This window comes from Luteimonas sp. Soil_C_5 (genome assembly GCF_057656615.1).
On record NZ_JBDGKA010000003.1, the window covers coordinates 41,356 to 55,552 of the forward strand.

Below are 14,197 nucleotides of genomic sequence, written 5' to 3' on the forward strand. Positions count from 1 at the left end.
TGCCGGCCCTTCTGCGTTGCAGCGTCTGCCGCCGGCCTACATCTGGTCGGTCGGTTCCAGCGCTGCCGGATCACGCGGACACGCGGGCGGCGGCGCGGTGCCGCGCGACAGCTCCCAACGCCAGAACAGCCAGCCGACCAGCATGAAGGCCGCCGACGTCACCGCCAGCAGCACGGGCTGATGGCTGACCAGCGGCGACAGCAGACCGGCGACCGCGGCGTTGAGCACCAGCCCGGTGAATGCCTGCAGCGACGAGGCCGAGCCGCGCTGACGCGGATACATGTCGAGGATCGCGAGCGTCAGGATCGGGAACGTCAGCGCGATGCCGAAGGAATTGAGCATCGCCGGCATCACCGCCCACGGAATCGCGGGCTGGTCGACCAGCAGGTTGTAGGCGACGTTCAACGCCACCGCGACGCCGCTGCAGGCGAACCCGATGTTCGCCAGACGCGTGCCGGTGATGCGCCCCGCCGCGCGTCCCGAGACCCAGGAGCCGAGCATCATGCCGCTGATCATCGGCACGAAGAACCAGCCGAACTGGCGTTCGTTGAGGCCCAGCACGTCGACGACGAAGACCGGCGTCGAGGCGATGTACAGGAACAGCGCCGAGAAGTTGAAGGCCCCGGCCGCGGCGATGCGCTGGAAGCGGCTGTTGACGAAGATCGACGTGTAGTCGGCCAGCAACCGCCGCGGCGCGAGCGAAATGCGGTGTTCGCGCGGATGGGTTTCCGGCAGCCACAGCCAGACCACGACCAGCAGCACCAGCGAGAACGCGACCAGGAACCAGAAGATCAGCGGCCAGCGGCCCCAGCCCAGCAGCCAGCCGCCGATGATCGGCGCGATCGCCGGCGCGATGCTGAAGATCATCATGACCTGGCTCATCAGCCGCTGGGCATCGTCGCCCTGCAGCACGTCGCGGATCACCGCACGGCCGACGATCAGGCCCACGCCGGCCGACAGCCCCTGCAGCGCGCGGAAACACAGCAGCGTGGTCAGATCGGTCGACAGCGCGCAGCCCACCGACGCCAGCACGAAGATTGCCAGCCCCCCGAGGATCACCGACCGGCGGCCGATCGCATCCGACAGCGGCCCGTGCACGATGCTCATCAGCGCGTAGGCGATCAGATACACCGCAATGGTCTGCTGCATCGCCGCCGGGTCGGCATCGAGATCGCCGCCCATCGCCGGGAATGCCGGAAAGATCGTGTCGATCGAGAACGGGCCGAACATCGCCAGGCCCGCGAGCAGCAGGGCCAGCGTGCGCAGGCTCGGCATCTTCGGCGTGCTCATCGTGCAGGCGCCGGGGCCGTCGGCGCGGGCACAGCGGGCCGGGGCGCGGGTCGGTCGGGCTGCGCCGGCGGCGATCGAGGCACAACGGTCTCCGGACGCATTGCGATCCGGGCCACCGACGACACGGGAATCACCTCGGCGCGCCGTGCCTCGGGCCACCACAAATAGACATAGGCGCTGCTGGTGCCCAGCAGCCTGGCCTCGGGCAACGGCGCCGGCTGCCCGACCAGCCGGACCTGGACGCGATCGCCGCTGCGGCCTTCGTGGATCGCACGTGCTTCGTTGTGGTGGACCACGAACGAGATGTAGATCGCCAGTACCGCGGAGCCCAAGACCAGCTGGGACTCGCTGCGCGCGCCCCAGAAGTTCATCCAGCTGTCGTTCGCCGGAAACAGCCAGCCGCCCCACCAGCGCGTGCGGATGCGGGCTGCGCGCTCGGGGTCGCGCTCGTTGAGACGCTGCGGCCAGGTGGACAGCCACATGCCGGCGATCGACAGCAGCAACAACAGCAGATAGACCGGCCGACGCAGGCCGGCGAAGAACACGTCGCTGGTCTGCAGATATTCGAGAATCGGAATGCCGAAGCGTCGGTAGAACCAGTAGCTCGACCACAGCCCCAGAAACGAGACCAGCGCGTAGCCGAGTGTCAGGAACAGCACCGGTTCGCGCTGCAGCATGCCGACCAGCCGGAGCACCAGTGACGGGGCCTGCGTCCGCGTCACGCCGACAGGCGGTGGTACCGGAACGGCGGGCTGCCCGGCGGGTGGCAAGGATGAAGACTGCATGGCGCGGATCCTGTTCAGTGACGACATCCCGAGACGGGCGCGGGAGGCCCGATGTGCCGCGCCGCGCGACCGGCATGCGGACGCCGGCAGCCGCCCATGATAGTGGCCCTGCACACGCGACAGCGGCCCTCGCGCGATGCGATCCGGCGGCGCGCCGGTATACTGGCCGGGTTCGCAGTGGGAGAAGCGGGGGTCACCCGCTGCCGTAGGCGCAACCGCCCGGAATCGCTCAGGCCCAGTACCGCTGCGGGGCACACACTCTGGAGAGATCGGCGGCCGGATCATCGGTACGCAGGCGCCGAAGGGGCACGAAGTCCGGCCAGGCAGCGTGGCGGCGGCTTCCAAACTCTCAGGCAAAAGGACAGAGGGGCGCGAGGAAGGCCGCAGGTCTTCCGGTGGTGTCCGGCCATGGCCGGGTGCACGCCGGACCGCAGGCGCTTCCGACTTTCGCGTCTCCTCACTTCCGGATGCCTGCCATGACCGCTTCGACCCTGCGCGACCTCGAACACCACTCGGCCTTCGTCGAACGCCACATCGGCCCGAACGATGCCGAGATCGCCCACATGCTCGGCGTGGTCGGCCACGACTCGCTCGACGCGATGACCGATGCGATCGTGCCGGGCAAGATCGCCTCCCGCGCGCCGCTCGCCCTGCCCGATGCGATGACCGAAGTCGACGCGCTGGCGAAGATCCGCAAGGTCGCGAAGCAGAACACCGTGCTGCGCAGTGTCATCGGCCAGGGCTACTACGGCACGCACACGCCGAACGTCATCCTGCGCAACATCCTCGAGAACCCGGCCTGGTACACGGCGTACACGCCTTATCAGGCGGAAATCTCGCAGGGCCGCATGGAAGCGCTGATCAACTTCCAGACGATGGTCACCGACCTGACCGGCATGGACATCGCGAACGCCTCGCTGCTCGACGAGGCGACCGCTGCCGCCGAAGCGATGACGCTGGCCAAGCGTTCGGCGAAGTCGAAGTCCAACGTGTTCTTCGTCGCCGACGACGTACATCCGCAGACGCTCGACGTGCTGCGCACGCGCGCCGACGGCCTCGGCATCGAACTGCTGATCGGCCCCGCTGCCGATGCATCGGGCGCCGACAGCTACGGCGTGCTGCTGCAGTACCCGAACACCTACGGCCGCATCGGCGTTCACGCCGAAGTCGCCGATGCCGTGCACGCGCGCGGCGGCATCGTCGCGGTCGCGACCGATCTGCTGGCGCTGACCCTGATCCAGGCGCCGGGCCGCTGGGGCGCAGACATCGTGGTCGGCAACTCGCAGCGCTTCGGCGTGCCGTTCGGCTTCGGCGGTCCGCACGCCGGCTTCATGGCCTGCCGCGATGCCTACAAGCGTTCGATGCCCGGCCGCCTGATCGGCGTATCGGTCGACGCGGCCGGCAACCAGGCCTACCGCCTGACGCTACAGACCCGCGAGCAGCACATCCGCCGCGAGAAGGCGACGTCCAACATCTGTACCGCGCAGGTGCTGCTGGCGGTGATGGCGTCGATGTACGCCGTCTACCACGGCCCCGACGGCCTGACCCGCATCGCCCGTCGCACGCACCGCTTCGCGTCGATCCTGGCCGCTGCGCTCGGCAAGGCCGGCGTCACCGTTGGCGATGCGTTCTTCGACACGCTGCACGTGACCGGCGTCGACGCCGATGCGCTGCACGCCAAGGCGCGCGATGCCGGCTTCAACCTGCGCGCGATCGACGCGTCGTCGGTCGGCGTCAGCCTCGACGAGACCACGACCCGCGATGAAGTCGTCGCGCTGTCCAAGCTCTTCGGCGCCGAGATCGACATCGAAGCACTCGACACCGCGACCACCGACGCGCTGCCGAAGACGCTCGCGCGCGACACGAAGTTCCTGACCCACCCGGTGTTCAACACGCACCACAGCGAACACGAGCTGCTGCGCTACATGCGCACGCTGGCCGATCGCGATCTGGCGATGGACCGCACGATGATCCCGCTGGGCTCGTGCACGATGAAGCTCAACGCGACCGCCGAGATGATTCCGGTGACGTGGCCCGAATTCGGCAACATCCACCCGCTGGCGCCGGCCGACCAGACCGTGGGTTACACCGCGCTGATCGACGGCCTGGAAGCGATGCTGGTCGAGATCACCGGCTACGACGCGGTGAGTTTCCAGCCGAATTCCGGTGCGCAGGGCGAGTTCGCCGGCCTGCTCGCGATCCGCGCCTACCAGGAGGCGCAGGGCCAGGGCCATCGCGACATCTGCCTGATTCCCGAATCCGCGCACGGCACCAATCCCGCGTCGGCGCAAATGGTCGGCATGACCGTCGTCGTGACCCGCTGCGACAAGGACGGCAACGTCGACGTCGACGACATCCGCGCCAAGGCCGAGAAGTATTCGGATCGTCTCGCCGCGATCATGATCACCTACCCGTCCACGCATGGCGTGTTCGAGGAAGACGTGGTCGCGATCTGCGACATCGTCCACCAGCACGGCGGCCAGGTGTACACCGACGGCGCCAACATGAACGCCCTCGTCGGCGTGGCCAAGCCCGGCAAGTGGGGCTCGGACGTCAGCCATCTGAACCTGCACAAGACCTTCTGCATTCCGCACGGCGGCGGCGGCCCGGGCGTCGGCCCGTGCGCGGTCAAGTCGCATCTCGCGCCGTATCTGCCGCGCGCGCTCGGCGGCGGCGGCGAGGTGGGCATGGTCTCGGCGGCGACGCATGGCTCCGCTTCGATCCTGCCGATCAGCTGGATGTACATCGCGATGATGGGCGCCGACGGTCTGCGCCGCGCCACCCAGGTCGCGTTACTCAATGCCAACTACGTCGCCAAGCGCCTCGCACCGCATTACCCGACGCTCTACACCGGTCGCAACGATCTGGTCGCGCACGAGTGCATCCTCGATCTGCGTCCGATCAAGGACGCCACCGGCATCAGCGCAGAGGACGTGGCCAAGCGCCTGATCGATTTCGGCTTCCACGCGCCGACGCTGAGCTTCCCGGTCAGCGGCACGTTGATGGTCGAGCCGACCGAGAGCGAATCGCTGCACGAGCTCGACCGCTTCATCGACGCGATGATCCAGATCCGGGGCGAGATCCGCGCGATCGAGGACGGCCGTCTGGATCGCGAGGACAACCCGCTCAAGCACGCACCGCACACCGCGATGCAGGTCACCGCCAGCGAGTGGACCCACGCCTACCCGCGCGAACTCGCCGCGTTCCCGCTTGCGACGTTGCGCCACACGAAGTACTGGCCGCCGGTCGCGCGTGTCGACAACGTGCACGGCGACAAGAATGTGTTCTGCAGCTGCATCCCGGTCGGTTCGGCCGAGGACGAGCCGGAAGCCTTCAGCGAGCCCGACGTCGTCTGATCTCCCGCATGCCGGCGCCTGCAGCAGGCGCCGGTGTGCCGGTTTTTTGACGCGTCAGATTGCGACGTGATCGCCCATCCGCTGCGCTGGCGGTTCGCGCGGCGCCGCAGTTGTTCAGGCCGATGACCGCAGGCGCGGGGGCTTCGAACAGGCTGAATACTGGCATGTGGCTTGCTTGAAGGAGGGCTCCCCCACCTGCGGCATCCGCACATGCTTGTCGGAAGCTACAACTTCACCCTCGTCGCGGTCTCCTACGTCATTGCCGCGTTCGCGTCCTACGTCGCGCTCGACATGGCCGGCCGTATCGCCGCAAGCCAGGGCCGCACCGCGCACGGCTGGTTGTCCGGCGGCGCGGTCGCGATGGGCTTCGGCATCTGGTCGATGCACTTCGTCGGCATGCTCGCCTTCGACCTGCCGATCCCGCAGGGCTACGACCTCGCGATCACGCTGTATTCGCTGCTGATCGCCATCTGCAGTTCGGCCTATGCGCTGAGCATCGCCTCGGGCAAGAGCCTGCCCGCGAGCCGCTTGGCCGTGGGCGCTCTGGTCCTGGGCTGCGGCATTGCCGCGATGCATTACGTGGGCATGGCTGCGATGCAGATCCAGCCCGGCATCGACTACCACTTCGGCTGGCTGGCGCTGTCGGTGGCGATCGCCATTGCCGCCGCCGGCGCTGCGTTGTGGATCGCCTTCGCGCTGCGCACCGAAGGCCGCGGCGTGCCGTATGCGCGCGTGGTCGCCGCTGCGGTGATGGGCATCGCGATCGTCGGCATGCACTACACCGGCATGGCGGCCGCACGGTTTCCCGCCGACAGCATCTGCGGCGCGGCGATCGCGGGCGGCATCTCGCCGACATGGCTGGCCAGCCTGGTCGGCGCGACCACGTTCGCGATCCTCGGTCTGGCACTGGTCACCTCGATCCTCGACCGCCGCCTGCAGGAGCGCACGGCGCAGCTCGGCGAGTCGCTGCTCAAGGCCAACCAGGAGCTGAGTTACCTGGCCCTGCACGACACGCTGACCAAGCTGCCGAACCGGCTGCTGCTGCGCGACCGGCTGGAGAACGCGATCCGTCGCGCGGTGCGCCACGGCCGCCGCTTCGCGGTGCTGTTCGTCGATCTGGACGGCTTCAAGGCGATCAACGACGTCTACGGCCACGCCACCGGTGACCGCCTGCTGCTGCAGATCGCGCGCCGCCTGGCCGAAGCGGTGCAATCGGATGCCGACGACACGCTGGCGCGCCTGGGGGGCGACGAGTTCGTGGTGCTGGCCGAGATCGGCGAACCGGGCGATGCCGCCACGCTGGCCGAACGCATCATGGAAGCCGTCGCACAGCCGGTCGCACTCGACCGCGTCGAACTGCACGTCACCACCAGCATCGGCATCGCGATCTTCGGCCCTGACGGCACCAGCGAGCGCGAGTTGCTGGCCAATGCCGACGCGGCGATGTATTCGGCCAAGGACCAGGGCCGCAACGCCTACTGCTTCTTCGAGCCGTCGATGAACCAGGGCGCGCACCAGCAGCTTGCGATGATCCAGGACCTGCGCCGCGCGGTCGCGCTGGAGCAGTTCTCGCTGCACTACCAGCCGAAGATGCGCGCGCCCGATGGCCCGCTCGAGGGCGTCGAGGCGCTGCTGCGCTGGCACCATCCCGAAGCCGGCACCGTGATGCCGGACCGCTTCATTCCGCTGGCCGAAAAGACCGGGCTGATCATCGAGATCGGCCGCTGGGTCATCAACGAAGCCTGCCGCCAGCTGATGGAATGGCGCACCGCCGGGCATCTCGTGCCGACGGTCTCGGTGAACCTGTCGGCCACGCAGTTCCGCTCGCCCGGTCTGCCGGGAAAGATCGAGGACGCGCTGGCGCGCTACGGCGTGCCGCCTTCGTCGCTGGTACTGGAGATCACCGAATCCACCGCGATGCACGATCCCGACACCAGCCTGGCGATCCTGCAGCGCCTGTCGGCCCTGGGTGTGCGCATCTCGATCGACGACTTCGGCACCGGCTATTCCAGCCTGCTCTATCTCAAGCGCCTGCCCGCCAGCGAACTCAAGATCGACCGCGCCTTCGTGCGCGATCTGGTGCCGGGTGGCGAGGACGCGGCCATCGTCTCGGCGATCATCGCCCTCGGCCGCACCTTGAACCTGTCGGTGATCGCAGAGGGCGTGGAAACCGAATCGCAGCAGCGCCTGCTGACCGAACTCGGCTGCACGTCCCTGCAGGGCTACCACCTCGGCCGCCCGGTCGACGCGACCGCGGCCGCGTCCCGCTTCTGATCGGCGGCGCTACGCGCGGGCGCGGCGACGCCGGCGCAGGGTCACCACCTGGCCGACGATCGCAGTGATCAGGATGCAGACGTTGGTGACCACGAACACCCGGTCACCGACCAGTGCGCTGTAGGTGACGAAGCCGGTCGACGCTGCGATCTGGCCGACGAACAGCCACTTCGACACGCCCTGGGCGCTGTCGTCGCGGACCTGGGTGACGATCTGCCGGACCAGTGTCACCAGCAGGATCGCCGAGGCCGTCCAGCCGACGATTTCAGGTCCCATGGACGATCCCGGTCGCGTCGAGGCTGGCCGCCGGGCGCGTGGCCGCGGCGCGCAGGCGCGCTTCCAGGGCCAGCAGATAATCCGCGAAGCCACCCTGCGCGCGTGCCGTCCGGCGTGCGCTGGTCAGCACCACCGGCGCCGCGCGGCGCACGATCCGCGCGCCCGAGGCCGCCAGCGCCTGGACCATGGCGACGTCCTCGTGGGCGGCGATCGGCGGGAAGCCGCCGCAGGCGAGATACGCCGGCACGGACACGCCGAGGTTCGCACCGTGCACATGCAGATGGCCCTCCAGGTGCGCATGCGCCTGCGCATAGACGTGCTGCACGTCGCGCGGATAGTCCAGCCAGTCGTCGACCGACACCATGCCGCAGAACGCATCACCGCCGCAGGCGCGCTGCGCCGACAGCCAGTCGGCGGGCACGGTGGAATCGGCATCGGTACTCGCCAGCCAGTGCGCACCGGCATCGATGGCCGCGCGCATGCCGGCTGCGCGCGTCGCGCCGACGTTGCCGCCATCGGCGACGATCACCGTGGCGCCGGCTGCGCTGGCGATTTCCGCCGTGCGGTCGCTGCAACGGTCGACCGCCACGAAGATGCGCACCGTCTCGCCGCGCAAGGCCGCACATCTCGACGCGTCCTGCACCGAGGCGATGCAGTGCGCGATGGTGGCGGCCTCGTCATGGGCCGGCACGACGACGCCGATCATCGCAGCGCCTCGCGCTGGGCCACCGAGCGGTCCTGCACGGACCACCCTTCCAGACGCAGGTCGGCATCCTCGTAGTGGAAGGCCGACACGCCCAGGACCGCGGCGAGTCGCGCATGCACGCGGCGTCCGCACAGCGGCGCAGCGTCGAAGGGATGCAGCCAGTGGCAGGCGACCAGCGTGCCGTCCGGCGCGAGCGCATCGCGCATGCCCGACGCGACCTCGGCCAGCGCGGCTTCGTCGAAGTAATAGCCGACCTCGCTGAAGACGATGAGATCGAACTGCGTGGTCGGCCATTGCCCGGGGTGCTGCATGCGCGCGATGCGCACATGCGGATGCAAGGCCGTGCGCGCCTGCGCCATTGACACGGCGCGGGCGTCGAGATCGGTGGCCAGCAGGTGGTCGCAGCGCGCCGCCAGCGCATCGGTGAGTTCGCCGTTCGAGCAGCCCAGTTCCCAGACCGATTCGAACCGCGCCTTCGGCAGGCTGGCCAGCAGCAGGTCGCGCTTGCGCGCTTCGTACCAGCGGCTGCGGTAGCCGAAGGGATCGTCGTCCGCGTAGATCGCTTCGAAGTAGGCGGCCGGTGTGGTCCGCGGCTGCGCCGTCATGGCAGCAGGACCTCGAAATCGCGCTCGAAACGCGCCATCACCCGCGGCGGCAGGATCGGCGCGCCGCCGTTGCGCGCACGCTGGGAGGCGAACGCCGCCAGTGCCTCGCGTTTGGCCACCTGCGCCGCGTCCGACAGCCGGCACGCGAAGGCGCCCTGCAAGCGGTCATCGCCGCGCTCGGGATCGATCCAGTGCCAGGCCCAGACGGGGTATTCCACGACGCGCGCGCCGACGGTTTCAGCCGCGCGCGCAGTCGCCCGCGCCGTGGCTTCGTGATCGGGATGGCCATCGAAGCGCCAGGTGGTCAGCACGACATCGCCAGGCGCGAGCAGCGACTCGAGGATGGACGCGAGCGCGTCTTCGCGCGCGGCCACGCCACCATCGCCGATGTCGAGCGCGACCAGCGCGTCATCCTCGACGCCCAGCGTGGTCAGCGCGGCGCGCAGCTCGGCGCGGCGCACGAGGCGGGTGCGCTCGGGCGGCCATTCGGGATCGTCGGCGTAACACGCCTCGCCATCGGTCACCGACAGCACCAGTACCGGCACACCCAGTCGGCGTGCTTCGGCGATCAGGCCGCCACAGCCGAGGGTCTCGTCGTCCGGATGCGGCGAGACGACGACCAGGCGGCCGACGTCCGCCAGCCAGCGCGCGGCCTCGTGTCGGGGCAGCGCCTGCAGCCAGGCGGACGTATCCCAGCTCGATTCCGCGTGGCCCGCGCCGACAATCACCGGCGCTGCATCGGCCTCGACGCCGATCACAGCGTCCATCCCGCAGGGCGCGCCTGCGCAGCGGCGCCGAGTGCGGCCCAGTCGCGCTCCGCGTGACTCTGGCGGATGAAGGTCGTCAGGTCGGCGCAGCGCTGCGCGTGGGCGCCGTCTTCGCACAACGGGCCCGGCCCCAGCGCACGGCCGACACGATCGATCGTCTCCGTCGCCACGCGTTCGAGCAGCGCGCGTGCCCGCATCACCGCGTCGACATGCGGCTGGTCGGGGCGCGCGTCGATGGCCGCCGCGGTCTCGCGCAGCACCGCGGCCGCAGCCGTCAGTCCGATGTCGATCGCGCCCAGATGCGCGGCTGCATGCGGATCGCGCGCAACACGCGGATCGATGCGCAGAACATCGGCGATCGCGCCGGCCGCGCCGAACCAGCAGGCGGCGATGCCTGCCCCGCCGTGCCAGAAGCCCGGACGCGCGAGATACGCGCCCGGCGCACCGATGCGCCGCGCACGTGCCTGCCGGAATTCGACCCGTCCGCTGTGCACCCGCGCCATGCCGACCGCATGCCAGCCGTCCGTCGCGATGTCGACGCCGGCCTGGTCGAGATCGACCTCGACCAGCACGCGCGCCTCGCCCCTATGCGCGGTGACCAGCGCACGGTCCACGATCGACGCGCCCGAGCACCAGGCCTTGCTGCCCAGAAGCGTGCCGGCGCCGTTCTCGTTTTCGATAAATTCGACGCGCGCATCCGGCGGCTCGGCCGCCCACACCGCGTAGAGGACGTCTACCGATGCAGCCGGCGCATCCAGTTCGGCCAGAATCGCCTGCGCGTCGTAGTGCGCCTCCATGACCTTGACGAGGCAGACGTCCTGCGCGGCCCAGGCCGCGAGCGCGCGCCAGCGATCGAGCGTGGCGCCGTGGCCAGGGCGCGGCAGCACAGGCCGCTCCACGCACGCACGCCTCGCTGCAGCAGCGAGGTCGGAAACCGATGAAGACGGATGTTGCGGCGTGGGCGCGGCGGCGGCGCGGCGCGCGGACAGGGGCGAAGGCGACATGCGCCCGACCCTAGGGTGCCGGCCATGACGGCGATGCGAGCCCCGCAGCCGCCAGCGCGGCGACCGTGCACAAGCTGCCGACGCCTGCAGATTCAGGGCGCTGTGGCGGCTTCCAACTGCGGGAGCAGCGTCGCCAATGCCTGCGGACGCCCGAGGTGGTAACCCTGCGCCTGGTCGCAGCCCTGCGCGCGCAACCAGTCCAACTGCGCCACTTCTTCCACGCCTTCCGCGATCACGCCCAGCCCGAGACCATGTCCGAGCGCGATCAGCGCGCGGCAGATCGCCGCGTTGCGCGCGTCCTTGTGCACATCCCGGACGAAGGCCCGGTCGATCTTCAGATGATCGATCGGCAGGTCGCGCAGATAGGCCATGCTCGAGAAACCGGTGCCGAAGTCGTCGATCGACAGGCAGACGCCCTCCTCGTGCAGCTGCGCCATCAGTCCATGCGCCGCTTCCGGATCGCGCAGCAGGACGCTTTCGGTCAGCTCCAGATGCAGCGCGTAGCGCGGCAGTCCATGCGTTTCCCGCAGGGCGTGCATCACGTCGCGCGTGATGCCGGCCTCGAACTGCAGTGCCGAGACGTTGACCGCCACGGCGATATCGGCGCGCCCGGCCGCTGCCAGCCGTCGCCAGGCGCGCGCCGCTTCTTCCAGGATCCACGCACCGAGCGGCACGATCAGGCCGGACTCCTCCGACAGCGGAATGAACTCCCCTGGCGAGATGAAGGACCCGTCCGCCTGCGGCCAGCGGATCAGCGCCTCGACCGCGACCACGTGACCATCCGACAGGCGCTGGATCGGCTGGTAGACGAGTTCGAACGCCTGCCGCTCGACCGCTTCGCGTAGGCGATGCACCAGCGCCAGCCGGGTCGCCGCGTCGTCGGACATGTGCCGGTCGTACTGGAGCATGGGCACGCGTTCGCGCCGCGCGCGCAATGCCGCCAGCGCGGCATGTGCGATGACCTGCTCTGCACCGCCCGACGCGCAGGGGCCGCGGGCCAGCCCGATCCACGCCTCCAGCGCGAACGTACCGCCATCGGCCTGCACCGGCGCCGCGATGGCCTCCGCGAGCGCCTGCACCATGGCCTGCAGTTGTTCGGGGTCCATCGCGATCACGACGAAGGTCTCCGCTGGCGCATAGGCCACATGACCGAAGCTGTCGGCGACCCGCGCGAACCGCGCCGCCGCCTCGCGCAGGACCCGCTCGCCCGCAGCGCGCCCCAGCGTCGGCGCGATGAGTTCGAGATCGCGCAGCTGCACATAGGCCACCGCGAAGCCGGCACCGCCCTCGGTCTCGCAGCGTGCATCGAGACGCTCGGCCAGCACCGGCAGGGTGAGCATGCCGGTGGTCATGTCATGGCTGGCCCGCCAGGCGAGATCGCGCTCGTACGCCAGCCGCGCACCGACGTCCTCGGCCAGCATCAGGCGCGCCGGGCGGTTCTGCAGCTCCATTTCGCGCGCATGCACGCGGGCGTCGATGCGTCGGCCGTCACGGGCCACGATGGTCCACAGGCGTTCCTGCCGCGCCTCGGCGGTGCCGCCCAGGCGATGGCAAGCCCGGGTATCGCGCGACTGTGGCGGGATCAGCTCGGTGACCGTCAGCGCCATGAAGGCGTCCCGCGAATAGCCATAGGCTTCGATCGCCGCATCGTTGACCGCCATCATCTGCAGCGACGCCGTGTCGTAGACCCAGGCCGGCAGTGGATTGCGGTCGAACAGAAGGCGGAACTGGGCTTCCGCCCGTTCGATCCGCTGCTGCGCCAGGCGACGCTCGGTGATGTCGCTGACGGTGCCCGTCATCGCAGGCGGGTCGCCATCGCCGATCGCATTGCCGCGCGCCTTGAGCCAGCGGACCTCGCCGTCAGGCAGCACCACGCGATATTCCTCCTGCAAGGGACCCTGCCCGTTGCGCACGGCCTCGAACGCCAGCCGCACCGCCTCCGCGTCGTCGGGATGCATGCGCCGGAAGAAATCGTCGAGCGGGATCAGGCCGTCGCGCGTCGTAAGCCCGTACATCGCGGCAAGTTCCGGCGACGCGCGGACATTCGTGCTGCCGGCATCGATGCGCCACACGCCGATGCCGGCCGCCAGTTGCGCCTGCTGGAGCCAGTCGCTCTGGGTGCCGATCTCTTCCAGCATCGCGTCGCGTGCACGCTCGTCGTTGCGCAGGCGGCGCACGACGTAGGCCAGCACGGCCCAGTACAGGGCGCACAAGGCGAAAGCGCAGATCGCGTAGAGCCACCACGGCCGCATCGCTTCGCGCAGCCCGAGACCGCTGCTCACGACGAGCGGATAGCCGCTGGTGGCGCTGAAGCTGGCCGCACGCTCGATCTGGTCGAGCGGACTCACCAGCGGGCCGTTGAACTGCGCGTGCGTCCGCAATGCGTCCGGCAGCCTGACCCGACGTCCGGTGTGGTCGCCGGTCCGTCCGAAGCGCGTGATGATCGTGCCGTCGACGGCATAGATGGCGACGCTGCCATCCTGGCCGACATCCAGACCGCCGACCATGGTGGCGAAAGTGCCGGTGCGGAACAGGGCCACGACCGCGTGGTCGTCGTCGGCGATCATGGCCAGAGGCAGCAGCCAGGTGCCTGCGCGCTGCTGGAGCGGCCCGATCGCCAGCGTTCCCGCGCGCGGCCCAGCCGCATCGAGCCAGACCGGTCTGTCGGTACGCCCGGGCCCGGCATCCGGCGCGTAGAACGCCATTTCGGCCAGTTCCTCATGCCGACTCGCGACGCCGCGCAGCGCAAGTTCCCGTCTGCGGTGCGCTTCCCCGGCCGACAGGTCGGCGTAGGTGTCGACGTCGGCGAGCAGTCCGCGCAACGCGCGTTCGACATTGCGGAGCTCGAAATGCAGCAACCGGTCCACGCCGGTGGCGAGCGCCCGGCTCTGGCGTTCCGCCGCATCGAGCCGTGCCTGTCGATCCAGGCCCACCAGAATCGCCATGCCCACGGTGATCACGAGACCGAGACAGATTCCCGCGATCCGCATCACGCGGGCCGATGCCAGCCGTCTGTCCCGTGAATCCCGTGCCAAACGTGCGCCCATTCCGTGGCCTCCCTCCCCGCGCGACCTGCCCCGATCTTTCGTAGACCCGGGCACGACGATGTGAACGATCCCGCTCCCGATGGCGAA

At 69.6% G+C, this 14,197-nt stretch carries 10 protein-coding genes and 2 riboswitches; of the genes, 2 read left to right on the forward strand and 8 right to left on the reverse strand.

Annotation, left to right across the window (positions count from 1 at the left end; all coding sequences use genetic code 11):
- Positions 1–36 precede the first annotated feature (36 nt).
- Both AC3A5K_RS08720 and AC3A5K_RS08725 read right to left on the reverse strand, forming a co-directional pair.
- Positions 37–1,290 (reverse strand): multidrug effflux MFS transporter, encoded by a 1,254-nt coding sequence (locus AC3A5K_RS08720; RefSeq protein WP_487617132.1) that lies wholly within the window; start codon positions 1,288–1,290, stop codon positions 37–39.
- On the reverse strand, positions 1,287–2,075 hold the full coding sequence (locus tag AC3A5K_RS08725) for a hypothetical protein (protein ID WP_487617133.1): 789 nt from the start codon (positions 2,073–2,075) through the stop codon (positions 1,287–1,289). The genes AC3A5K_RS08720 and AC3A5K_RS08725 overlap by 4 nt, the downstream gene beginning before the upstream one ends.
- A gap of 168 nt (positions 2,076–2,243) precedes the next feature.
- Positions 2,244–2,329: riboswitch (glycine riboswitch) on the forward strand.
- Positions 2,330–2,450, forward strand: a riboswitch (glycine riboswitch).
- A gap of 92 nt (positions 2,451–2,542) precedes the next feature.
- On the opposite strand from AC3A5K_RS08725, the gene gcvP reads away from it, so the two are divergent.
- Both gcvP and AC3A5K_RS08735 read left to right on the forward strand, forming a co-directional pair.
- Positions 2,543–5,431: an aminomethyl-transferring glycine dehydrogenase gene (gene gcvP, locus AC3A5K_RS08730; RefSeq protein ID WP_487617134.1), complete on the forward strand. Its 2,889-nt coding sequence runs from the start codon at positions 2,543–2,545 to the stop codon at positions 5,429–5,431.
- 210 nt (positions 5,432–5,641) lie between these two features.
- Positions 5,642–7,705, forward strand: a complete 2,064-nt coding sequence (locus AC3A5K_RS08735) for a putative bifunctional diguanylate cyclase/phosphodiesterase (protein WP_487617135.1) — start codon at positions 5,642–5,644, stop codon at positions 7,703–7,705.
- A 9-nt stretch (positions 7,706–7,714) separates the two neighbouring features.
- Here AC3A5K_RS08735 and AC3A5K_RS08740 read toward each other — a convergent pair whose 3' ends face one another.
- The 6 genes from AC3A5K_RS08740 to AC3A5K_RS08765 form a co-directional block, all read right to left on the reverse strand.
- Complete coding sequence (locus AC3A5K_RS08740; RefSeq protein WP_487617136.1) at positions 7,715–7,981, reverse strand: hypothetical protein; 267 nt, start codon at positions 7,979–7,981, stop codon at positions 7,715–7,717.
- Positions 7,971–8,687, reverse strand: a complete 717-nt coding sequence (locus AC3A5K_RS08745) for a glycosyltransferase family 2 protein (RefSeq protein WP_487617137.1) — start codon at positions 8,685–8,687, stop codon at positions 7,971–7,973. Before AC3A5K_RS08745 ends, AC3A5K_RS08740 begins: the two co-directional genes overlap by 11 nt.
- A complete protein-coding gene (locus AC3A5K_RS08750; RefSeq protein WP_487617138.1) occupies positions 8,684–9,292 on the reverse strand; it encodes a class I SAM-dependent DNA methyltransferase in 609 nt (202 codons plus the stop codon). The genes AC3A5K_RS08745 and AC3A5K_RS08750 overlap by 4 nt, the downstream gene beginning before the upstream one ends.
- The gene (locus tag AC3A5K_RS08755) at positions 9,289–10,059 is read right to left on the reverse strand and encodes a PIG-L deacetylase family protein (protein WP_487617139.1); all 771 of its coding nucleotides are present in this window, start codon (positions 10,057–10,059) and stop codon (positions 9,289–9,291) included. Before AC3A5K_RS08755 ends, AC3A5K_RS08750 begins: the two co-directional genes overlap by 4 nt.
- Positions 10,047–10,946 (reverse strand): acyl-CoA dehydrogenase, encoded by a 900-nt coding sequence (locus AC3A5K_RS08760; protein ID WP_487617140.1) that lies wholly within the window; start codon positions 10,944–10,946, stop codon positions 10,047–10,049. The genes AC3A5K_RS08755 and AC3A5K_RS08760 overlap by 13 nt, the downstream gene beginning before the upstream one ends.
- Before the next feature lie 209 nt (positions 10,947–11,155).
- Positions 11,156–14,053, reverse strand: a complete 2,898-nt coding sequence (locus AC3A5K_RS08765; protein ID WP_487617141.1) for a bifunctional diguanylate cyclase/phosphodiesterase — start codon at positions 14,051–14,053, stop codon at positions 11,156–11,158.
- Positions 14,054–14,197: the final 144 nt, after the last annotated feature.

Excerpts from the sequence above, each read along its gene's own strand:
- AC3A5K_RS08750 (WP_487617138.1), bottom strand. The coding sequence starts at position 9,292 with ATGACGGCGCAGCCGCGGACCACACCGGCCGCCTACTTCGAAGCGATC.
- AC3A5K_RS08735 (WP_487617135.1), top strand. The coding sequence starts at position 5,642 with ATGCTTGTCGGAAGCTACAACTTCACCCTCGTCGCGGTCTCCTACGTC.
- AC3A5K_RS08755 (WP_487617139.1), bottom strand. The coding sequence starts at position 10,059 with ATGGACGCTGTGATCGGCGTCGAGGCCGATGCAGCGCCGGTGATTGTC.
- gcvP (WP_487617134.1), top strand. The coding sequence starts at position 2,543 with ATGCCTGCCATGACCGCTTCGACCCTGCGCGACCTCGAACACCACTCG.
- AC3A5K_RS08725 (WP_487617133.1), bottom strand. The coding sequence starts at position 2,075 with ATGCAGTCTTCATCCTTGCCACCCGCCGGGCAGCCCGCCGTTCCGGTA.
- AC3A5K_RS08765 (WP_487617141.1), bottom strand. The coding sequence starts at position 14,053 with ATGCGGATCGCGGGAATCTGTCTCGGTCTCGTGATCACCGTGGGCATG.
- AC3A5K_RS08720 (WP_487617132.1), bottom strand. The coding sequence starts at position 1,290 with ATGAGCACGCCGAAGATGCCGAGCCTGCGCACGCTGGCCCTGCTGCTC.
- AC3A5K_RS08740 (WP_487617136.1), bottom strand. The coding sequence starts at position 7,981 with ATGGGACCTGAAATCGTCGGCTGGACGGCCTCGGCGATCCTGCTGGTG.
- AC3A5K_RS08745 (WP_487617137.1), bottom strand. The coding sequence starts at position 8,687 with ATGATCGGCGTCGTCGTGCCGGCCCATGACGAGGCCGCCACCATCGCG.